Source organism: Mycolicibacterium grossiae (assembly GCF_008329645.1).
GTDB lineage: Bacteria > Actinomycetota > Actinomycetes > Mycobacteriales > Mycobacteriaceae > Mycobacterium > Mycobacterium grossiae.
On record NZ_CP043474.1, the window covers coordinates 556,256 to 575,288 of the forward strand.

A 19,033-nucleotide genomic window follows, 5' to 3' on the forward strand; every position below is an offset into this window, starting at 1 on the left:
TCGTCTCCGGTCGAGATTACCGCCGGTCGACGGGGCGGAACAGCACCTTCTCGAGGCGCCCGCCGCGGTGGTCAGCCCAGGATCAGCCCGGACGTGGGCACGCCCGTCCCCGCCGTGACGAGGACGTGCTCGACGTCGGGCACCTGGTTGACCGACGTCCCGCGCAGCTGACGGACGCCCTCGGCGATGCCGTTCATGCCATGGATGTACGCCTCGCCGAGCTGCCCGCCGTGGGTGTTGATCGGCAACCGGCCACCGATCTCGATCGCCCCGTCGGCGATGAAGTCCTTGGCCTCGCCCCGGCCGCAGAAGCCGAGTTCCTCGAGCTGGATCAAGGTGTACGGGGTGAAGTGGTCGTAGAGCACCGCGGTCTGGATGTCCGCGGGCGTCAACCCGCTCTGGTCCCAGAGCTGCCGGCCCACCAGCCCCATCTCGGGCAACCCGAGTTCCTCGCGATAGTAGGAATACATGGTGAACTGGTCGGCGCCGGCGGCCTGGGCGGCTCCCTCGATGACGGCCGGCCGGTGCTTGAGGTCCTTGGCGCGCTCCGGCGTGGTGACCACGATCGCGACCCCGCCGTCGGTCTCCTGACAGCAATCCAGCAGCCGCAGCGGCTCGGCGATCCACCGCGAGTTCTGATGGTCGTCGATCGTGATGGGCTTCTCGTAGAAGTAGGCCTTGGGGTTCTTCGCGGCGTGCTTGCGGTCGGCCACCGAGATGGCGCCAAAATCTTTACTGGTCGCACCATATTCGTGCATGTAGCGCTGGGCGATCATCGCCACCGAGGCCGCGGGCGTGCTCAGCCCATGCGGGTAGGACCAGCTGTACTCGACGCCGCGCGAGTCCGCATTGACGGTGAGGCCGGTCATCACCTGCCCGAATCGGTGCCCGGAGCGCTCGTTGAAGGCCCGGTACGCCACCACCACGCTGGCCACGCCGGTGGCGACGGCAAGGGCGGCCTGCTGCACGGTGGCCGCTGCGGCGCCGCCGCCGTAGCCGATCTGGCTGAAGAACGTCAGGTCGCCGATCCCGGTCGAACGGGCCACGGCCGTCTCGAGATTCGAGTCCATCGAGAACGTCACCAGGCCGTCGACGTCGGACGGCGCCAGGCCGGCGTCGTCCAGCGCGTCGAGCACGGCCTCGGCGGCGAGGCGCAGCTCGCTGCGGCCGGAGTCCTTGGAGAAATCCGTGGCGCCGATGCCCGCGATCGCGGCCTTTCCGGAGAGCATCACCGATCCCCCAATTCCACAGTGGCCGTAGCGATGACGTGATTGCCGAGACCGTTCGCACCGACGACCTTCACGGTGGCGACACCGTCGTCGAGGGCGGTCACCTCGCCGGTGAACCTGATCGTGTCGTAGGCATACCACGGCACGCCGAGGCGCAGTCCGATCGACTTGATCCGCGCCGCGGGGCCCGCCCAGTCGGTCAGGTAGCGCTGCACCAGACCGGTGTCGGTGAGGATGTTGACGAAGATGTCCTTCGACCCCTTCGCCTGCGCCTTGTCCCGGTCGTGGTGGACGTCCTGGTAGTCGCGGGTGGCGATCGCCGTCGAGACGATGAACGTCGGGTCACCGTAGATCTCGAGTTCGGGCAGCTGGGTGCCCACCCCGATGCTCGGCGCGCTCACCGTGCCGCCTCCCACGCGTACAGCGTCCAGGCCGGGCTGACGTCACTGTCCGGGAAGTCGAGATAGGTTGCGCGCACCGGCATGCCGATCGTCACGTCGCCGGGTTCGACACCGCGTAGCTCGCCGAGCATCCGTACGCCCTCCTCCAGTTCGACCAGTGCAACGACGAACGGCAGGCTGCGGCCCGGGACCTTCGGCGCGTGATGCACGACGTAGCTGAACACGGTCCCGGTGCCGGAGGACACGACGTAGTCGATCGGTGCCTGGCTGTCCTGCCAGACCGCGGGAACCGGCGGGTGTTGCAGCGTTCCGTCGGAGCGGCGTTGGATCCGCAGTTCGTGGGCGTTGACGCCATCCCAGAAGAACTGGGTGTCCTTCGACGAGGCCGGACGCATCAGCAGGTCGGGATCGAGGTCGTCGGGCACCTCCGGTTTCGCCGCCGCACGCGGAGCGAACTTCATGATGCGCCAATTCATCTCGGCGACGGTCTCACCCTCGTCGACCGTCCAGGTGATCAGTTGGTTGATGAAGTAACCCTCGCCCAGCGCCGTCTGCTTCGGCCCCACCACGTCGGTGATCTCGGCGTGGATGGTCAGTTCCTCGCCCGGCTGCAGATACCGGTGGTAGGTCTGCTCGCAGTTGGTGGCCACGACGCCCACGTAACCGGCGTCGTCGAACAACTGCATCATCTTCGACAACGGATCGTCGTCCGATCGCCCCTCACCGAGACCGCCCATCGTCCACACCTGGATCATCGCCGGCGGTGCGACGATGCCCGGATGCCCTGCGGCGCGGGCCGCCTCCTCGTCGACGTAGATCGGGTTGCGGTCACCGAGGGCGTCGACCCAGTGGTGGATCATCGGGCGGTTGACCGGGTCGCGGCCGGTGCGCGGCGCGCTCCTGCCCTCGGCGGTGATCTTCTCGATGTCCGGCCGCAGATCCGCGGCGGAAGAGGCGGTCACCGCGGCACCCTCGGCACCTTCAGGCCCGCCGCGGCGATCATCTCCCGCATCACCTCGTTGACGCCGCCACCGAAGGTGATGACGAGGTTGCGCTTGGTCTGACTGTCCAGCCACTCCAGCAGTTCGGCGGTCTCGGGCTCGGCCGGATTGCCGTACTTGCCGACGACCTCCTCGGCGAGACGGCCGACCTTCTGGATCCGCTCGGTGCCGAACACCTTGGTGGCGGCCGCATCCGCGACGTTGATCTCCTCGCCGCCCGCAGCGACCTGCCAGTTGAGCAGCTCGTTGATCCGCCAGATCGCCTTGATCTCGCCGAGCAGGCGCTTCACGTCGTCGTGGTCGAGCGGTGTGACGCCGTCACCGCCGGGCTTGGACGCCCAGGCGTGCACGCGGTCGTACACGCTGGCCACCTTGCCTGCCGGGCCCAGCATGACGCGCTCGTGGTTGAGCTGCGTGGTGATCAGCCGCCATCCGCCGTTCTCCTCGCCCACCAGCATGTCGGCGGGGACGCGGACGTCGTTGAAGTAGGTGGCGTTGGTGTGGTGGGCGCCGTCGGACAGGATGATCGGCGTCCAGGAGTAGCCGGGGTCGGTGGTGTCGACGATGAGGATCGAGATGCCCTTGTGCTTGACGGCTTCCGGATCCGTCCGCACGGCGAGCCACAGGTAATCGGCGTCGTGGCCGCCGGTGGTCCAGATCTTCTGGCCGTTGACTACGTAATACTCGCCGGCCTCATCGCTTCGCCGAACGGCGCTGGTGCGCAACGACGCGAGATCGGTACCGGCCTCCGGTTCGGAGTAGCCGATCGCGAAGTGGATCTCACCGGCGAGGATCCCCGGCAGGAACTTCTTCTTCTGCAGTTCCGTGCCGTAGACCTGCAGGGTGGGTCCGACGGTCTGCAACGTCACGGCGGGCAGCGGCACGTCGGCGCGCGCGGCCTCGTTGACGAAGATCTGCTGCTCGATGGGACCGAAGCCCAGGCCGCCGAACTTCTTCGGCCAGCCGACGCCCAGCTTGCCGTCGGACCCCATCCGCTTGATGATCGCCCGGTAGGCCTTGCCGTGCCGGTCGACCTCCATCTCCTTCGCCTCCTCGGGCGAGATGAGGGTCGAGAAGTACTGCCGCAGTTCGGCTTGCAGTTGCCGCTGCTCCGGAGTCAGTTCGATGAACACGTGACCTATCTCCCGTCGCTTCGCTCGCCCAGTGAGAGTTCCTCGGGGCTCTCCCCGCCCAGCGCCGACCCCACCAGATCGAGGCGATGCGACGGGCCGCCCAGCAGTCGGGTCAGGTCCTTGATGGACGAGTAATACCGGTTCATGGGATAGGTGATGTCCATGCCCATGCCGCCGTGCAGGTGGTGGCACGTCTGCATCACCGGGGGCGCCTGCGAGGTGAGCCAGTAGCCGAGCACGTCGAGATCGGCGTCGGCGTCCCATCCCTCGGCAAGCCGCCACGCGACCGAGGTCGCCGCCAGCGTCAGGGTGCGGGAGGCGATGTAGACCTCGGCGAGTTGCGCCGCGACGGTCTGGAACGTCGACAGGGGCCGGCCGAACTGGTGGCGGTTGGACACGTAGTCGGCCGTCAGCCGCAACGCGCCCGCCACCAACCCCGCGGCGAAGGCGCCGGTCGCCGCCAGCGCGAGCCGGTTGACGCGGCGCACGGCGTCGTCACCGGCGATCACGTCCGCGTCGGATACCGCGACGTCGTCGAAGGTCACCACGTATTCCTCGGACCCGTTGGCCGTCGGTGTCTTGGTGAGCGTCACGCCCTCGGCCGTCGGCGCCACCACGGCCACGCCGGCGGCCGTCGTCACCACCAGGTAGGCGGCTTGCTCGGCATACGGCACGCCGACCTTCGTCCCGGTGAGGCGGCCCTCGCTCAGCGACGTCGCGGGACGGTCGGGCAGCGAGCTGCCCGGTTCGTTGAGCGCAGCGCTCAGCGCACCGCCGGAGCCGACGCCGGCGAGGTAGCGGTCCTGCTGGTCGGCGGAGGCGACGTCGAGCAGGGGAAGCAACGCCAGGCCGAGGGTCGCCAGGGCGGGACTGACGGTCCCGTGGCGGCCGATCTCCATCAGCGCCGTGGTGATCTCGGGCAGCCCGAGACCGTCGCCGCCGAGGCGCTCGGGAACCCCGAACCCGAGGACACCGCCATCGATCAGGCCCTGCCAGCTGTTCTCCCGGCCGAGCGCCGACGTCACCACGTCGGCGACGGCCAGCTGTCCTTCGTCTGGGCTGAAGTCCACTCGAATCCTCCTTGATCCGCCGGTGTCTCGACCTGGGTCCGACCTACGCGGTGACCGCGCCCTTGCCGGTGTAGTCCACCTGCCAGTGCTTGATGCCGTTGAGCCAGCCGGACTTCAACCGCTCGGGCTCGCCGATTGGCTTCAGGTCGGGCATCGCGTCCGCCACGGCGTTGAAGATGAGGTTGATCGTCATGCGCGCCAGGTTGGCGCCGATGCAGTAGTGCGCGCCCGTGCCGCCGAACCCGACGTGCGGGTTGGGGCTGCGCAGGATGTCGAACTGGTGCGGCTCGTCGAAGACCTCTTCGTCGAAGTTCGCCGAGCGGTAGGACATCACGACGCGCTGGCCCTTCGAGATGCGGACGCCGCCGAGGTCGACGTCCTCGAGCGCGGTGCGCTGGAAGGCCGACACCGGCGTCGCCCAGCGGACGATCTCGTCGGCCGCCGTGCCGGGCCGCTCCTTCTTGTACAGCTCCCACTGCTCGGGGAACTGCGAGAAGGCGATCATGCCGTGCGTGATGGAGTTGCGGGTGGTCTCGTTGCCCGCCACCGCGAGCATCACGACGAAGAAGCCGAACTCGTCGTCGGAGAGCTTCTCGCCCTCCACGTCGGCCTCGATGAGCTGCGTGACGATGTCGTCGGTCGGGTTCTTGGACCGCTCCTCGGCCATCTTCATCGCATAGGTGATGAGTTCGAACGACGACATCGCGGGATCCACGTCGGCGTATTCGGGATCCTCGCCGGCGGTCATCTCGTTCGACCAGCGGAACAGCTTGTCGCGGTCCTCCTGCGGCACGCCCAGTAGGCCGGCGATGGCCTGCAGCGGCAGCTCGCAGGACACCTGCTCGACGAAGTCGCCGGTGCCCTCCGCGGCCGCGGTCTCGGCGATCCGCTGGGCGCGGCTGCGCAGTTCCTCCTCCAGCCGTCCGACCGCACGCGGGGTGAACCCGCGGGAGATGATCTTCCGCAGCCGGGTGTGCTGGGGGGCGTCCATGTTCAACAGCACGGCCTTCTGCAGGTCGATCGCGTCGCGCGTCATGTCCTGCGGCCACGTCGGGATCGCACCGTCGGGCGAGCTGCCGAACACGTCGTTGCGCTTCGACACCTCCTTGACGTCCGCGTGCTTGGTCACCAGCCAGTAGCCCTTGTCGCCGAAACCGCCGGTCCCACCGGGCACGTCGACCCAGTGGATCGGCTCGGACGCGCGCAGCTCCGCCAGTTCCTCGACGGGCAGCCGCTCGAGGTTGAGTGTCGCGTCCAGGAAGTCGAAGTCAGAGGGGATCATGTGGGTGGTCGCCCTTCCGGCGGGCACCGCGGCCCGCCTCGATTTGCAACGTGTTCTAGTCACAGTAAAACACGGCTTCTGGGCTGATGAAAGGCAGGTCATCACCCTTGCTTGTCAGAGTAATGAAACGTGTTCTAGCCTGACGGAATGGGTAACCCTGTCATCGTCGAAGCCACCCGCAGCCCCATCGGCAAGCGCAACGGATGGTTGTCCGGCCTGCACGCCACGGAGCTGCTGGGAGCCACTCAGCGGGGCCTCGTCGAGAGGGCCGGCATCGACCCCGCCGAGGTGGAACAGGTCGTCGGCGGCTGCGTCACGCAGTTCGGCGAGCAGTCCAACAACATCACCCGCGTCGGGTGGCTGGTGGCCGGTCTGCCCGAACACGTCGGCGCGATGACGGTGGACTGCCAGTGCGGCAGCGGACAGCAGGCCAACGGCGTGGTCGCCGGATTGATCGCCGCCGGCGCCATCGACGTCGGCATCGCCTGCGGCATCGAGGCGATGAGCCGCGTGGGGCTCGGCGCCAACGCCGGTCCGGACCGCAGCATCATCCGCCCGGCGTCGTGGGACATCGATCTGCCCGACCAGTTCACGGCGGCCGAGCGCATCGCCAAGCGGCGCGGCATCACCCGCGAGGAGATCGACCAGTTCGGCCTCGACTCGCAGCGCAAGGCCGCCCAGGCCTGGGCCGAGGGCCGCTTCGACCGCGAGATCAGCGGCATCGAGGCACCGGTCCTCGACGAGAACAAGCAGCCGACCAGTGACCGTCACGTGGTCACCAAGGACCAGGGCTTGCGCGACACCACGCTCGAGGGGTTGGCGTCGCTCAAGCCGGTCATCGAGGGCGGCATCCACACCGCGGGGACCTCGTCGCAGATCTCCGACGGCGCCGCCGCGGTGCTCTGGATGGACGAGGACAAGGCCCGCGCGCTGGGATTGCGTCCGCGTGCCCGGATCGTCAGCCAGGCGCTCGTCGGCGCCGAGCCCTACTACCACCTCGACGGTCCGGTGCAGTCGACCACGAAGGTGCTCGAGAAGGCCGGCATGAAGATGGGCGACATCGACGTCGTCGAGATCAACGAGGCGTTCGCATCGGTCGTGCTGTCCTGGGCCCGCGTGCACGAGCCCGACATGGACATCGTCAACGTCAACGGCGGCGCCATCGCCCTCGGCCATCCGGTGGGGAGCACCGGCAGCCGGCTGATCACCACGGCCCTGCACGAACTCGAGCGCACCGACAAGTCCACCGCGCTCATCACGATGTGCGCCGGCGGAGCCCTCTCGACGGGCACGATCATCGAGCGGATCTAGGGTCGGATGCCCACCGTCACCGACGCGCAGCTCGTCGACGCGGCGCGTGCCTACGTCCGCGCGCTGGCCGACCACCGTGCCGACGACGTGCCGTTCGCCCCGGACTGCACCCGCGTCGAACTCGGGCTGAAGACGGGTTTCTCCGCGAAACACCTGCGTCGCAGCCTCAATCGCGGTGTGCAGTACCGGGTCATCGCCGCGACCACGGATCCGGACTGCACCGTCACCGACGGTGCGGTGCGTGCCCGCTTCGACGTCATCACCAAGCCGACGCTGGCGGGGCGGCGGGTGTGCGCACACGTCGACGAGACGTTCACGTTCACCGCGGACGGCCGCATCCAGCACATCCGCGCCGACATCCGCCCCTTCGTCCAGCGATGGGTTCGCCCCATGGCAGAAGCGTCTCGGCCCCTGAGCCCCAAGCAGATCCAGAGCCTCAACTCGGCGAAGGTCGGCACCGCCATCAAGTGGATGTCGAAGGCGCAGACCTGGATCTTCAAGAAGTCGAACGGCAAGCTCGGCAACACGTTCCTCCGCGGTACCGAGGTCGGCATCCTCACCACGACCGGGCGGAAGTCCGGTGAGCCCCGGGACAGCCCGCTGCTGTTCCTACAGGAGGGCGAACGCATCGTGTTGGTCGCCTCGCAGGGCGGCCGCGCCACCGACCCGATGTGGTACCTCAACCTGAAGGCCAACCCGCGCATCACCTTTCAGACCAAGCGCGGCCGCTACGCACTGACAGCACGCGATGCCACGGACGCCGAGCGCGACGAGTACTGGCCCAAGCTCGACGCCATGTATCCCGACTTCGCGAACTACCGGTCCTACACCGACCGCAAGATCCCGATCGTCATCTGCGACCCCTAGCCCCACCGCCTAGGAGGCGCCGAGCGTCACCACCGTGACGTCCGGCGGTGCACCGACCCGCACGGGCGGACCCCAGAAGCCGGCGCCCCGGGACACGTAGAGCTGCGTACCGTCGACCGTGGACAATCCGGCCAGCGACGGCTGCACCAGCCGCACCACCTCGTGAAACGGCCACATCTGCCCACCGTGGGTGTGCCCGGACAGCTGGAGGTCGACGCCGTGCGCGGCCGCGTCGGACACCTGGACGGGCTGGTGAGCGAGCAGCACCGTCGGGCGTGCCGAGTCGGTCGCGGCGAGCGCGCGGTCGAAGTCCGGTCCGTCGCCGATCCGTGCGCCGCCGATGTCGTTGACGCCGGCGAGGTCGAAGGCCGCACTGCCGCGCCGGATCACGGTGCTCTCGTTGCGCAGCGGCTGCACTCCCAATCGCTCGAGTCCGCGCAGCCATTCGGCGGTGTCGTCGACGAAGTACTCGTGGTTGCCGGTGACGAAGAAGGCGCCGTCGCGCGACGACAGATCGCGCAGTGGCGCCGCGGCGCCGCCCAGCTCGCCGACCGAGCCGTCGACCAGGTCACCGACCACCGCGACCAGATCGGCGTCGGCCGAGTTGATCACCTCGACGATGCGTTCGGTGTGGGCGCGTCCGGCGAGCGGGCCGAGGTGGATGTCGCTCACCACCGCGATGCGGTAGCCCTCGAACGCAGGGTCCAGTCGGCGCAGGCGTACCGGGACGCGCAGGAGGTTCGGCGGACCGAGCGCGGTGGCAGCGCCGTAGCCGACCAGACCGACCGAGGCCGCGCCCGCGGCGGCGGCCGTGGCGCGAGCGATGAAGACGCGGCGGTTGACGCCCGGCTCCGGGGCGTCGGGGGACGCCGGCGTCGAGCGCTTCGCCCATGGCCGCAGCAGGAGCCGGATCGGCTCGGCCACCAGTGCGGCCAGGAGCAGATAGGCGACGACGGCGAGCCAGAGATAGCCGGGCCATGCCAGCCACGGCGGCTCGGCGACGTCGAGCATCCGGGGCACCACCAGCGTCCCGAACAGCAACAGGCCCAGCAGCACCAGCACCGCCGTGACGATGCGGCGCCCACGCCCGGGAGCCATGGTGCCCCGGACCAAGCGCCACCAGAGGTAGAGATGCCCCACTCCCAGCACGGCGGCCAGGATGACGATGAACATGCGGTCCTCCACGGGTCGGCGGACTGCCCAGCCTAGTTTTCGGTGCGGGCCGCCGGTTTGCCACCTGCGACGGCGGGCTAATCCGGCCGCATGAGCGACGGCGCCAACCCGATCCGCAACTCCGGACTGACGGCCTGGTTGCTGAAGAACTTCTCCCGTGCGCACATCTGGGCCTATCAGCACACCGACGGACTGATCGGCTCCCGGCTGCTGTGGTTGCCCGCAGCGCTCATCACCACGACCGGCCGACGCAGCGGCAAGGAGCGCACGACGGCGACGCTGTGCCTGATCGACGGCGACCGCGTGGTCCTGCCCGCGTCCTACGGCGGTCGCGACCACGACCCGGCGTGGTACCTCAACCTCAAGGAGCATCCCCGGGTCGAGGTGCAGTACGGCTCGCGCACCCGCGCGATGACGGCACGCGACGCGACGGACGACGAGCGGACGTCCTACTGGCCGCGCCTGACCCGGATGTACCCGCCCTACCGCAGCTACCGGGAGGCCGCCGACCGCGTCATCCCGCTCGTGGTCTGCGAACCCTAGGCGCCGAACACCGGCAGCGGGGTGCGGGAGGACGCGAGCAGGTCGGTCACCACCGGGCCGAGTTCGGCCGGGTCCCAACGGTTGCCCTTGTCGGCCTCGGCGCCCCGGGACCAACCCTCGGCCACGCGGATGATGCCGCCCTCGACCTCGAACACGCGGCCGGTGACCTCCCGCGACTCGACGCTGCCGAGCCAGACCACCAGCGGCGAGACGTTCTCCGGCGCCATGGCGTCGAACGCCGCATCCTGCGTCGACATCATGTCCGCGAAGACCGTCTCGGTCATCCTGGTACGCGCCGACGGGGCGATCGCGTTCACGGTGACGCCGTAGCGCCCCATCTCGGCGGCGGCGACCAGCGTGAGCGCAGCGATGCCGGCCTTGGCGGCGCTGTAGTTGGCCTGTCCGACGCTTCCCTGCAGTCCCGCACCGGAACTGGTGTTGACGATGCGGGCGTCGCGGGTGTTGCCGGCCTTCGACTCCGCACGCCAGTAGGCGGCGGCGTGCCGCATGGTGGCGAAGTGGCCCTTGAGGTGGACGGCGGTGACGGCGTCGAACTCCTCCTCGGAGGTGTTGGCGAACATGCGGTCTCGCACGATGCCGGCATTGTTCACCAGGACGTCGAGCGCGCCGAAGGCATCGATGGCCGTCTGGATCAGCCCCTCGGCCTGAGCCCAGTCGGCGACGTTGGCGCCGCTGGTGACGGCTTGCCCTCCGGCAGCGGTGATCTCGTCCACGACCGACTGGGCGGCACTGCCGCCTCCCGCGGGCGAGCCGTCGAGGCCGACGCCGATGTCGTTGACCACGACCCGCGCTCCCTCCGCGGCGAAGGCCAGCGCGTGCGCCCGGCCGATGCCGCCGCCGGCGCCCGTGACGATGACCGCGCGGCCGTCGAGCAATCCCATGTCGTCTCCTACTTGATGTCTGCGGTGGTGGTGGACAGGTAGTGCGGCGGCTCTCCCCCGCCGTGCACCTCGAGCGAGGCGCCACTGATGTACGACGCGGCATCCGAGGCGAGGAACGCCGTCGCCCAACCGATGTCGTCGGGCTTCGCGAGTCGGCCGAGCGGCACGTTGCGGGAGATCGCGGCGATGGATTCGGCGTCGCCGTAGAAGAGTTCGGACTGCTCGGTCTCGACCATGCCGACCACGACGGTGTTGACCCGCACCTTCGGCGCCCACTCGACGGCGAGCGTGGTCGTCATGTTCTCCACGCCGGCCTTGGCGGCGCCGTAGGCGACCGTGCCGGGCGTGGGCCGCCGGCCGCTGACCGACGAGACGTTGACGATGACCCCACCCGAATCCTGCTGCTGCATCACCGCATTGGCGTGCGTCGACACCGACAGGACGCCGAGGAGGTTGAGTTCGATGATCTTCGTGCTGAAGCGCGCCGACGCCTCGGCGGCGGGGACGTACGGAGAGCCACCGGCATTGTTGACCACCACGTCCAGGCGACCGTGGTCGCCGGCGATGCCCTCGACGAGGGCCTCGACGGCGTCGTCGTCGCGGATGTCGCACGGCCGGAACTCCCAGGGGCTGCCGTCGACGGGACGCCGCGCGCACGTCACGACGGTGGCGCCTTGAGCTGCGAAGACGCTGCTGATGCCGGCTCCGACGCCGCGCACGCCGCCGGTCACCAGCACCACGCGGCCCTGCAGTCGAAGATCCATTCCGGCGAGGTCGCTCACTGTGCTAGCGTACCAAGCAAGTGCTTGCTTAGGTAGTGACCCCACCATCGACCGCTGGGAGGCGTCGTGACCATCACGACCAAGACCGTGGAGCCGGGCATCGTCTCCGTGACCGTCGACTATCCGCCCGTCAACGCGATTCCGTCGCGGGGATGGTTCGACCTCGGCGACGCCATCACCGCGGCCGGCCGCGAGCGCGATACGCACGTCGTCGTCCTGCGCGCCGAGGGACGCGGCTTCAACGCCGGCGTCGACATCAAGGAAATGCAGAACACCGAGGGGTTCACGGCGTTGATCGACGCCAATCGCGGGTGCTATCACGCCTTCCGGGCGGTCTACGAGTGCGAGGTCCCGGTGGTCGCCGCGGTCAACGGCTTCTGCGTGGGCGGCGGCATCGGCCTGGTCGGCAACGCCGACGTCATCGTCGCCTCCGACGACGCGAAGTTCGGGCTGCCGGAAGTCGAGCGCGGCGCGCTCGGCGCGGCGACGCACCTGTCCCGGCTGGTGCCGCAGCACATGATGCGACGCCTCTTCTTCACCGCGGCCACCGTCGACGCGGCCACGCTGCACCACTTCGGCTCGGTCCACGAGGTGGTGCCGCGCGCCGACCTCGACGAGGCCGCCCTGCGGGTGGCGCGCGACATCGCCGCCAAGGACACCCGCGTCATTCGCGCCGCGAAGGAGGCGCTCAACCTCATCGACGTGCAGCGGGTCAACTCGAGTTACCGCATGGAGCAGGGGTTCACGTTCGAATTGAACCTGGCGGGCGTGGCCGACGAGCACCGCGACGCGTTCGCGGGCACCGCGAAGGGCAAGCAGTGATGAGGCGGGCACCAGCGACGCGAGCGGGGATCTGATGGCGGACAAGCGCACCACCCTCGACGACGCCGTCGCGTCCATCGAGAGCGGCATGACGATCGGCATCGGCGGCTGGGGTTCGCGGCGCAAGCCGATGGCCCTGGTTCGCGCGCTGCTGCGCACCGACGTCACCGACCTCACCGTCGTCACCTACGGCGGACCCGACCTGGGCCTGCTGTGCTCGGCGGGCAAGGTCAAGCGGGTCTACTACGGCTTCGTGTCCCTCGACTCGCCGCCGTTCTACGACCCGTGGTTCGCCAAGGCCCGCACCACCGGCGCCATCGAGGCGCGCGAGATGGACGAGGGCATGCTGCGGTGTGGCTTGCAGGCTGCGGCGCAACGACTTCCGTTCCTTCCGATCCGCGCCGGCCTCGGCAGCGACGTCCGCACGTTCTGGGGCGACGAACTCAAGACCGTCACCTCCCCCTACCCCACGGGCGACGGCCACGAGGAGCTGATCGCCATGCCGGCGCTGAACCTCGACGCCGCGTTGGTGCACCTGAACGTCGGGGACGCCGCCGGCAACGCCGCCTACACCGGCATCGACCCGTACTTCGACGACCTCTTCCTGATGTCCGCACGACGTCGACTGATGTCGGTGGAACGCATCGTCGCCACCGAGGAGCTGGTGACGTCCGTTCCGCCGCAAGCACTCCTGGTCAATCGGATGATGGTCGACGCCGTCGTCGAAGCGCCCAACGGCGCGCACTTCACGACCGCGGAGCCGGACTACCGGCGCGATGAGAAGTTCCAGCGGCACTACGCCGAGGCCGCCGGCTCCGAGGAGGGCTGGGCGACGTTCGTCGCCACGTACCTCTCCGGCAGCGAGGACGACTATCAGGCTGCGGTGCAGGCGTTCACGAAGGAGCAGGCATGACCGAGCCGACCCGTGCCGAGATCTGCGCCGTCGCGTGCGCCGAACTGTTCCGCGACGCCGGCGAGATCATGGTCAGCCCCATGGCCAACATGGTCTCCGTCGGCGCGCGGCTGGCGCGCCTCACGTTCTCGCCGGACATCCTGCTGACCGACGGCGAGGCGCGCCTGCTGGCCGACACGCCCGCACTCGGCGCGACCGGCGCCATCGAGGGCTGGATGCCGTTCGGCCGCGTCTTCGAGACGCTGTCCTGGGGACGGCGCCACGTCGTGATGGGCGCCAACCAGATCGATCGCTACGGCAATCAGAACCTGTCGGCGTTCGGACCGATCCAGCATCCGAAGCGGCAGATGTTCGGCGTGCGCGGCGCTCCCGGCAACACCATCAATCACGCCACCAGCTACTGGGTCGGCGGTCACAGCACCCGCGTGTTCGGCACCAGCGTCGACATCGTGTCCGGGATCGGCTGGGACAAGGTCGATCCAAACAACCCGGCCTTCCGCTTCGCCAACGTCTACCGCGTGGTGAGCAATCTCGGTGTGTTCGACTTCGGTGGTCCGGACCGCCAGATGCGGGCCGTGTCGCTGCATCCGGGTGTCGACGCCCAGGAGGTCGCCGACAACACCGGGTTCGAGGTGCACGGCCTGGACGCCGCCGAACCGACCCGCCTACCGTCGGACGAGGAACTGCGCCTCATCCGCGACGTGATCGACCCGAAGGGGCTGCGCGACCGGGAGATCCGGTCGTGACTCACCTCGAGACGGCGTTGACGCGCCTGGTGGGTATCCAGCATCCCGTCGTCCAGACCGGCATGGGGTGGGTGGCGGGCGCCCGGCTGGTGGCGGCCACGTCGAATGCCGGCGGGCTCGGCATCCTCGCGTCGGCCACCATGACGCTCGACGAACTCGCGACCGCCGTGACCAAGGTCAAGGCCGCCACCGACAAACCGTTCGGCATCAACATTCGCGCCGACGCCGGCGACGCCCAGCAGCGCGTCGACCTCCTGATCCGCGAAGGAGTCAAAGTCGCCTCCTTCGCCCTGGCTCCCAAGCCCGACCTGATCGCCAAACTCAAGGACGCCGGCGTCGTCGTCATCCCGTCCGTCGGGTTGGCCAAGCACGCGAAGAAGGTCGCCGGCTGGGGTGCCGACGCCGTGATCGTGCAGGGCGGCGAGGGCGGCGGGCACACCGGCCCGATCGCCACGACGCTGCTGTTGCCCTCGGTCCTCGACGCCGTGGCCGACACCGGGATGCCGGTGATCGCGGCGGGCGGCTTCTTCGACGGCCGTGGCCTGGCGGCGGCGCTGTCCTACGGGGCGGCCGGCGTGGCGATGGGCACGCGCTTCCTGCTGACGTCGGACTCCACGGTCCCCGACGCGGTGAAGCAGCGCTACCTGTCGGCGGCACTGGACGGCACGGTGGTCTCGACGCGCGTCGACGGCATGCCGCACCGCGTGCTGCGCACCGGGCTGGTCGAGAAGCTGGAAAGCGGTTCGCCGGTGCGGGGTCTCGCCGCCGCGGTGGCCAACGCGCAGAAGTTCAAGAAGATGTCCGGGATGACCTGGAAGTCGATGGTCACCGACGGGTTGGCGATGCGGCACGGCAAGGACCTGACGTGGTCGCAGGTCGTCATGGCGGCCAACACCCCGATGCTGCTGAAGGCCGGCCTGGTCGAGGGCAACACCGACGCCGGTGTGCTGGCGTCCGGTCAGGTGGCCGGCATCCTCGCCGACCTGCCGTCCTGTGCGGAACTCGTGCCGGCGATCGTCGACGACGCGGTCAGCCACCTGCGCGGCGCGGCCCGCTACATCGTCGACTGACCCTGGCCGTTCGCTGGACGGTGGCTGCGGACTCGCTGCCGAGGCGTTGCGGGCGTGGCGGTTTCGGGTAGCGTCTCCGCGTCACGACGACGCGGCGGGAGTCCGGCACATGACCGACGGCAGGGGTCTCGCGGCATACCAGCGGCTGGCCCGCGCCCGCCGGCTGCGTCCGCTCGCGGCGATCGCCGCCCGGTTCACCGAGATCGAGGGCGGCACGCTCGGCGCCATGGTGTCGGTGCAGCTGTTCACCACCGTCATCCCGCTGATGATCATGGGGTTCGCGTACCTGCGCGGGTTCGCCGACAACGCCAGCCCCGGCACGTTGATCATCCGCGAACTCGGGCTGGCGCACCCGGCCGCCGACAACGTCCGCGCCGCCTTCGGGCACTCGTCGGCGCTGCGGTCGAGCTGGAGCTTCGTCGGACTGGCGGGCTTCTTGGTGTGGGGCGTCCCGATGGGCATCATGATCGCCGGCATCTTCGCGAAGGCTTGGCGACGTGAGCCGTTCGGCCTCGCGGGCAGGCTGTGGCGGGGCGTGGCGTGGTTCGTGCTCTACCTGGTGATGATCGGCGTGCGCGACCGCATTGCCTTCGGCGGCGACCATCACGCCGGGATGCGGATGGTGCGGTTCGTCGTGTCGCTGCTGCCGGTGTGGGCGTTCTGGTCGGTGACGCCGGCGCTGCTCGTCCGCGACGGCGGCCGCGGCCGGGCGTACCTGGCGCTCGCCGGGCTGGCCGGCGTCGTCATCGACGGCGTCGTGCTGCCGCTCGGGTCCCGCATCTTCTTCCCGCCGGTCCTCGACGGCTGGGACGAACTCGGCCCGATCGGCGTCGCGATGGCGCTGCTGACGTGGTGCGGCGCGGTCGGCACGGGCTGGGTCGTGACCGCCTGCGTCGGCGCGGTGCTGTGGGAGCGCAACGCCCCCTCGCGCACCGTCGTCGAGGCCCAGGCCGAGGGCGTGCCGGTGTAGGTCCGGTGCGCCGAGTGTGAATCTGGCGACGCTCCACCTGCGTTTCGCGTCGTGAGATTCTCACTCGTCACCAGACGACGCCGCGGTCGCGCAGCGCCTGCTCGACCCGTGCGACGTACGTCGGTCGGCGGTAGCGCAGCAGGTCCCGGCTGACGCGGATGACGGTCCAGTCGAGTGCGGTCAGTTCGAAGAGCCGGTCGATGTCGCGCTGCCGCGCCGCAGGGTCCGTCCAGTGCTGCGCGCCGTCGTACTCGATGCCGACGTGAACATCGGGGTAGGCCATGTCGAGCCGGGCGATGAATTCACCGAATCGGCCGAACACGTCGACTTGCGTCTCGGGCCGCGGCAGTCCGGCGTCGGCGAGGGCCAGTCGGGCGGCGGTCTCCTGCGGGGATTCCGCTCCCCCGTCGACGAGGGGCAACACCGATCGCAGCCGCGCCAGCCCGCGTACTCCCGGGTGCGCGGCGGCGACCGCCTCGAGGTCGTCGACGGTGACCGACGTCCGGTGGGACAGCGCGTCGAGTCGCTGCACGGCCGTGAGCCGGCTCACGGTATGCCGACCGAGGTCGAACCCCGTCCGCGCCGGCGTGGTCACCGGGATCCCTCCCACGTCGCGGATTTCCACCGGGAGCAGCGTGTCCGCACGCACCGTGATGAGCGGCGGCGGACGGCGATTGTCGTGGATCAACTCCGCGGGGGCTCGCCCGTCGACCCACTTGGCTCCCAGCATCGCGGCGGCGGACTGGCCGGCGACGATGCTGCGCCGCTTCGACCAGAGCCACGCTGCCAAGGCGCGCTCGCGTGCCGAGGGATCTCGTCCCGCGGGCAGGTACACCCCGGGATAGATCATCTGATGGGATGCGCGCATCGCGCGTTCGGAGATCGCTCCGGTGGCGAGCACCTCGGACCCGATGAACGGCGATCGCAGCGCTGTCATGGCCGCATGCTGCGCGCACTCCGACGAATCAGTGCCCAGACCGGGGCTTCATCCACAGGTCGCGACGCGCGAGTGTGCATCTGACGACGTAGATCGCAGGTGAAGCGTCGTCAGATTCACATTCGAGGCGCGGTGGGGCGCCCGGACGCGCCGGACCCGCCCGGACCCCTAGAGCCGCTCGATGATCGTCACGTTGGCGGTGCCGCCGCCCTCGCACATGGTCTGCAGGCCGTAACGGCCGCCGGTGCGCTCCAACGTGTTCAGCATCGTGGCGAACAGTTTGGCGCCGGTCGCTCCGAGCGGGTGACCGAGCGCGATGGCGCCGCCGGAGGGGTTGACCTTGGCGGGGTCGGCGCCGGTCTCCTTGAGCCACGCCATCACGACGGGGGCGAAGGCCTCGTTGATCTCGACGGTGTCGATGTCGTCGATCGACAGTCCGGTCTTGCGCAGCGCGTACTCGGTCGCCGGGATGGGACCGGTGAGCATGAACACCGGGTCGGCACCGCGGGCACTGATGTGGTGGATGCGGGCTCGCGGCGTCAGGCCGTGGTCCTTGACGGCCTGCTCGGAGGCCAGCAGCACCGCGCTGGCTCCGTCGGAGATCTGGCTGGCCATCGCCGCGGTGAGGCGCCCGCCCTCGACGAGGGTCTTCAGCCCGGCCATCTTCTCCAGCGAGGTCTCGCGCGGCCCTTCGTCGGTGACGAAGCCCGCCCCGTCGACCTGGACGGGGATGATCTCGTTCTCGAAGTACCCCGACCGGATGGCCTCCTGCGCGCGATGGTGGCTCGTCAGCGCGTACTGCTCCATCTCCTCGCGCGACAGGCTCCACTTCTCGGCGATGAGTTCGGAGCCGCGGAACTGCGAGATCTCCTGGTCGCCGTAGCGGTGCAGCCAGCTCTTCGACTCGTTGGTGGGCGACGTGTACCCGAACTGCTCGCCGACGATCATCGCCGAGCTGATCGGGATCTGGCTCATGTTCTGCACGCCGCCCGCGACGATGACGTCCGCGGTGCCGGCCATGATGGCCTGCGCGCCGAAGGAGATGGCCTGCTGGCTCGACCCGCACTGCCGGTCGACGGTGACACCAGGGACCTCCTCGGGGAATCCCGCCGCGAGCCACGACAGCCGGGCGATGTTGCCGGCCTGCGCGCCGACCGCGTCGACGCAGCCGGCGATCACGTCGTCGACCGCGCTGGGGTCGATGTCGGTGCGGTCGAACAGGCCACGCCACGCGGTCGCGCCGAGGTCGACGGGGTGCTGACCTGCGAGCGACCCGTTGCGCTTTCCGACGGCGGTGCGGACGGCGTCGACGACGTACGCTTCCTGAGCCATGGCTACGTTCCTTTCGTTATGCCACCGAGCACGATGGCGAGGTACTGCCTTCCGACCTCTTCGGCCGTGAGTGGTCCGCCGGGCTGATACCACCGCACCGAGACCCACGTGGTGTCGCGGATGAAGCGGTAGACGAGGTCGACGTCGAGGTCGGGCCGGAAGCGACCTTCGGCGATGCCTTGCTTGAGGACGTCCACCCACATCGTCCGCTGCTCGCGGTTGCGCTCCTCCACGAACGCGAACTGCGGCAGCCCCGAGAGTCGCTTGGCCTCGTCCTGGTAGATGACGACCTGCGCGTGCCGGTGCTCGATGGCCTCGAACGACGTCATGAAGAGGCCCTCGACGCGGGCCAGCGGATCGGTCTCGGACTCGACGATCTCGCGGTAGCGGTCGAACAGCCAGTCCAGGAAGGTGCGCAGCACCTCCTCGACCATCTGCTCCTTGGACTTGAAGTGGTGGTAGAGACTGCCGGACAGGATGCCGGCGGAGTCGGCGATGTCGCGGACGGTGGTGGCCCGAAGTCCCCGTTCGGCGAACATCGCCGCGGCG

Annotated in this window: 20 protein-coding genes; 8 read left to right on the forward strand and 12 right to left on the reverse strand. The window is 69.4% G+C overall.

Going from position 1 to position 19,033, the window contains the following annotated elements; translation table 11 throughout:
* Positions 1–71: 71 nt before the first annotated feature.
* Genes FZ046_RS02760 through FZ046_RS02785 form a run of 6 tightly spaced genes read right to left on the reverse strand, consistent with a single transcriptional unit; the run spans position 72 to position 6,116 of the window.
* The gene (locus tag FZ046_RS02760) at positions 72–1,229 is read right to left on the reverse strand and encodes a 17-hydroxy-3-oxo-4-pregnene-20-carboxyl-CoA lyase (RefSeq protein ID WP_070353150.1); all 1,158 of its coding nucleotides are present in this window, start codon (positions 1,227–1,229) and stop codon (positions 72–74) included.
* Positions 1,229–1,630 carry a MaoC family dehydratase gene (locus tag FZ046_RS02765; protein WP_070353160.1) on the reverse strand — a complete coding sequence of 134 codons (402 nt, stop codon included), beginning with the start codon at positions 1,628–1,630 and terminating at the stop codon, positions 1,229–1,231. The genes FZ046_RS02760 and FZ046_RS02765 overlap by 1 nt, the downstream gene beginning before the upstream one ends.
* Positions 1,627–2,592: a bifunctional MaoC family dehydratase N-terminal/OB-fold nucleic acid binding domain-containing protein gene (locus tag FZ046_RS02770; RefSeq protein ID WP_070353149.1), complete on the reverse strand. Its 966-nt coding sequence runs from the start codon at positions 2,590–2,592 to the stop codon at positions 1,627–1,629. Before FZ046_RS02770 ends, FZ046_RS02765 begins: the two co-directional genes overlap by 4 nt.
* A complete protein-coding gene (gene fadE29 / locus FZ046_RS02775; protein WP_070353148.1) occupies positions 2,589–3,764 on the reverse strand; it encodes an acyl-CoA dehydrogenase FadE29 in 1,176 nt (391 codons plus the stop codon). Before fadE29 ends, FZ046_RS02770 begins: the two co-directional genes overlap by 4 nt.
* 5 nt (positions 3,765–3,769) lie before the next feature.
* Positions 3,770–4,834, reverse strand: coding sequence for an acyl-CoA dehydrogenase family protein (locus FZ046_RS02780; protein WP_070353147.1), 1,065 nt, complete (start codon positions 4,832–4,834; stop codon positions 3,770–3,772).
* A gap of 43 nt (positions 4,835–4,877) precedes the next feature.
* The gene (locus FZ046_RS02785; protein WP_070353146.1) at positions 4,878–6,116 is read right to left on the reverse strand and encodes a cytochrome P450; all 1,239 of its coding nucleotides are present in this window, start codon (positions 6,114–6,116) and stop codon (positions 4,878–4,880) included.
* 147 nt (positions 6,117–6,263) lie between these two features.
* Between FZ046_RS02785 and FZ046_RS02790 the strand changes: the two genes are divergently transcribed.
* Together FZ046_RS02790 and FZ046_RS02800 are read left to right on the forward strand one after the other, a co-directional pair.
* Positions 6,264–7,427: a steroid 3-ketoacyl-CoA thiolase gene (locus FZ046_RS02790; protein ID WP_070353145.1), complete on the forward strand. Its 1,164-nt coding sequence runs from the start codon at positions 6,264–6,266 to the stop codon at positions 7,425–7,427.
* A 390-nt stretch (positions 7,428–7,817) separates the two neighbouring features.
* A complete protein-coding gene (locus FZ046_RS02800; protein ID WP_070353159.1) occupies positions 7,818–8,294 on the forward strand; it encodes a nitroreductase family deazaflavin-dependent oxidoreductase in 477 nt (158 codons plus the stop codon).
* Between the two features lie 9 nt (positions 8,295–8,303).
* Here FZ046_RS02800 and FZ046_RS02805 read toward each other — a convergent pair whose 3' ends face one another.
* Positions 8,304–9,467 (reverse strand): metallophosphoesterase, encoded by a 1,164-nt coding sequence (locus FZ046_RS02805; protein ID WP_070353158.1) that lies wholly within the window; start codon positions 9,465–9,467, stop codon positions 8,304–8,306.
* 90 nt (positions 9,468–9,557) lie between these two features.
* Between FZ046_RS02805 and FZ046_RS02810 the strand changes: the two genes are divergently transcribed.
* Positions 9,558–10,010 carry a nitroreductase family deazaflavin-dependent oxidoreductase gene (locus tag FZ046_RS02810; RefSeq protein WP_070353144.1) on the forward strand — a complete coding sequence of 151 codons (453 nt, stop codon included), beginning with the start codon at positions 9,558–9,560 and terminating at the stop codon, positions 10,008–10,010.
* On the opposite strand, the gene FZ046_RS02815 is transcribed toward FZ046_RS02810, so the two are convergent.
* The gene (locus FZ046_RS02815) at positions 10,007–10,912 is read right to left on the reverse strand and encodes an SDR family oxidoreductase (RefSeq protein ID WP_070353143.1); all 906 of its coding nucleotides are present in this window, start codon (positions 10,910–10,912) and stop codon (positions 10,007–10,009) included. The genes FZ046_RS02810 and FZ046_RS02815 overlap by 4 nt on opposite strands.
* A gap of 8 nt (positions 10,913–10,920) precedes the next feature.
* Complete coding sequence (locus tag FZ046_RS02820) at positions 10,921–11,676, reverse strand: SDR family oxidoreductase (protein WP_070353142.1); 756 nt, start codon at positions 11,674–11,676, stop codon at positions 10,921–10,923.
* Between the two features lie 84 nt (positions 11,677–11,760).
* Here FZ046_RS02820 and echA20 point away from each other — a divergent pair, with 84 nt between their 5' ends.
* The 5 genes from echA20 (at position 11,761) to FZ046_RS02845 (ending at position 16,215) form a co-directional block, all read left to right on the forward strand.
* Positions 11,761–12,516 carry a (7aS)-7a-methyl-1,5-dioxo-2,3,5,6,7,7a-hexahydro-1H-indene-carboxyl-CoA hydrolase gene (gene echA20 / locus FZ046_RS02825; RefSeq protein WP_070353141.1) on the forward strand — a complete coding sequence of 252 codons (756 nt, stop codon included), beginning with the start codon at positions 11,761–11,763 and terminating at the stop codon, positions 12,514–12,516.
* A 34-nt stretch (positions 12,517–12,550) separates the two neighbouring features.
* Positions 12,551–13,429, forward strand: coding sequence for a cholesterol ring-cleaving hydrolase subunit IpdA (gene ipdA, locus FZ046_RS02830; protein WP_070353140.1), 879 nt, complete (start codon positions 12,551–12,553; stop codon positions 13,427–13,429).
* Positions 13,426–14,175, forward strand: coding sequence for a cholesterol ring-cleaving hydrolase subunit IpdB (gene ipdB, locus FZ046_RS02835; protein WP_070353139.1), 750 nt, complete (start codon positions 13,426–13,428; stop codon positions 14,173–14,175). The genes ipdA and ipdB overlap by 4 nt, the downstream gene beginning before the upstream one ends.
* Positions 14,172–15,245: a (3aS,4S,5R,7aS)-5-hydroxy-7a-methyl-1-oxo-octahydro-1H-indene-4-carboxyl-CoA dehydrogenase gene (gene ipdC / locus FZ046_RS02840; protein WP_070353138.1), complete on the forward strand. Its 1,074-nt coding sequence runs from the start codon at positions 14,172–14,174 to the stop codon at positions 15,243–15,245. The genes ipdB and ipdC overlap by 4 nt, the downstream gene beginning before the upstream one ends.
* 109 nt (positions 15,246–15,354) lie before the next feature.
* Positions 15,355–16,215 carry a hypothetical protein gene (locus FZ046_RS02845; RefSeq protein ID WP_070353137.1) on the forward strand — a complete coding sequence of 287 codons (861 nt, stop codon included), beginning with the start codon at positions 15,355–15,357 and terminating at the stop codon, positions 16,213–16,215.
* Between the two features lie 67 nt (positions 16,216–16,282).
* Here the strand turns inward: FZ046_RS02845 and FZ046_RS02850 are convergent, their stop codons facing one another.
* From FZ046_RS02850 to FZ046_RS02860, 3 genes are all read right to left on the reverse strand, one after another.
* Entirely contained in the window at positions 16,283–17,152 is an 870-nt protein-coding gene (locus FZ046_RS02850) for a type IV toxin-antitoxin system AbiEi family antitoxin (RefSeq protein ID WP_070353136.1), read from the reverse strand.
* Positions 17,153–17,320: 168 nt separating this feature from the next.
* Positions 17,321–18,484, reverse strand: coding sequence for a steroid 3-ketoacyl-CoA thiolase FadA6 (gene fadA6, locus FZ046_RS02855; protein WP_070353135.1), 1,164 nt, complete (start codon positions 18,482–18,484; stop codon positions 17,321–17,323).
* 2 nt (positions 18,485–18,486) lie between these two features.
* Positions 18,487–19,023: a TetR/AcrR family transcriptional regulator gene (locus FZ046_RS02860; protein WP_246182997.1), complete on the reverse strand. Its 537-nt coding sequence runs from the start codon at positions 19,021–19,023 to the stop codon at positions 18,487–18,489.
* Positions 19,024–19,033: the final 10 nt, after the last annotated feature.

Bases quoted from the DNA above. Each gene is read 5' to 3' on its own strand.
- FZ046_RS02760 (WP_070353150.1), bottom strand. From the start codon at position 1,229: ATGCTCTCCGGAAAGGCCGCGATCGCGGGCATCGGCGCCACGGATTTC.
- FZ046_RS02785 (WP_070353146.1), bottom strand. From the start codon at position 6,116: ATGATCCCCTCTGACTTCGACTTCCTGGACGCGACACTCAACCTCGAG.
- FZ046_RS02790 (WP_070353145.1), top strand. From the start codon at position 6,264: ATGGGTAACCCTGTCATCGTCGAAGCCACCCGCAGCCCCATCGGCAAG.
- FZ046_RS02800 (WP_070353159.1), top strand. From the start codon at position 7,818: ATGGCAGAAGCGTCTCGGCCCCTGAGCCCCAAGCAGATCCAGAGCCTC.
- FZ046_RS02805 (WP_070353158.1), bottom strand. From the start codon at position 9,467: ATGTTCATCGTCATCCTGGCCGCCGTGCTGGGAGTGGGGCATCTCTAC.
- FZ046_RS02810 (WP_070353144.1), top strand. From the start codon at position 9,558: ATGAGCGACGGCGCCAACCCGATCCGCAACTCCGGACTGACGGCCTGG.
- FZ046_RS02815 (WP_070353143.1), bottom strand. From the start codon at position 10,912: ATGGGATTGCTCGACGGCCGCGCGGTCATCGTCACGGGCGCCGGCGGC.
- FZ046_RS02820 (WP_070353142.1), bottom strand. From the start codon at position 11,676: ATGGATCTTCGACTGCAGGGCCGCGTGGTGCTGGTGACCGGCGGCGTG.
- ipdA (WP_070353140.1), top strand. From the start codon at position 12,551: ATGGCGGACAAGCGCACCACCCTCGACGACGCCGTCGCGTCCATCGAG.
- ipdB (WP_070353139.1), top strand. From the start codon at position 13,426: ATGACCGAGCCGACCCGTGCCGAGATCTGCGCCGTCGCGTGCGCCGAA.
- FZ046_RS02845 (WP_070353137.1), top strand. From the start codon at position 15,355: ATGACCGACGGCAGGGGTCTCGCGGCATACCAGCGGCTGGCCCGCGCC.
- FZ046_RS02850 (WP_070353136.1), bottom strand. From the start codon at position 17,152: ATGACAGCGCTGCGATCGCCGTTCATCGGGTCCGAGGTGCTCGCCACC.
- fadA6 (WP_070353135.1), bottom strand. From the start codon at position 18,484: ATGGCTCAGGAAGCGTACGTCGTCGACGCCGTCCGCACCGCCGTCGGA.
- FZ046_RS02860 (WP_246182997.1), bottom strand. From the start codon at position 19,023: ATGTTCGCCGAACGGGGACTTCGGGCCACCACCGTCCGCGACATCGCC.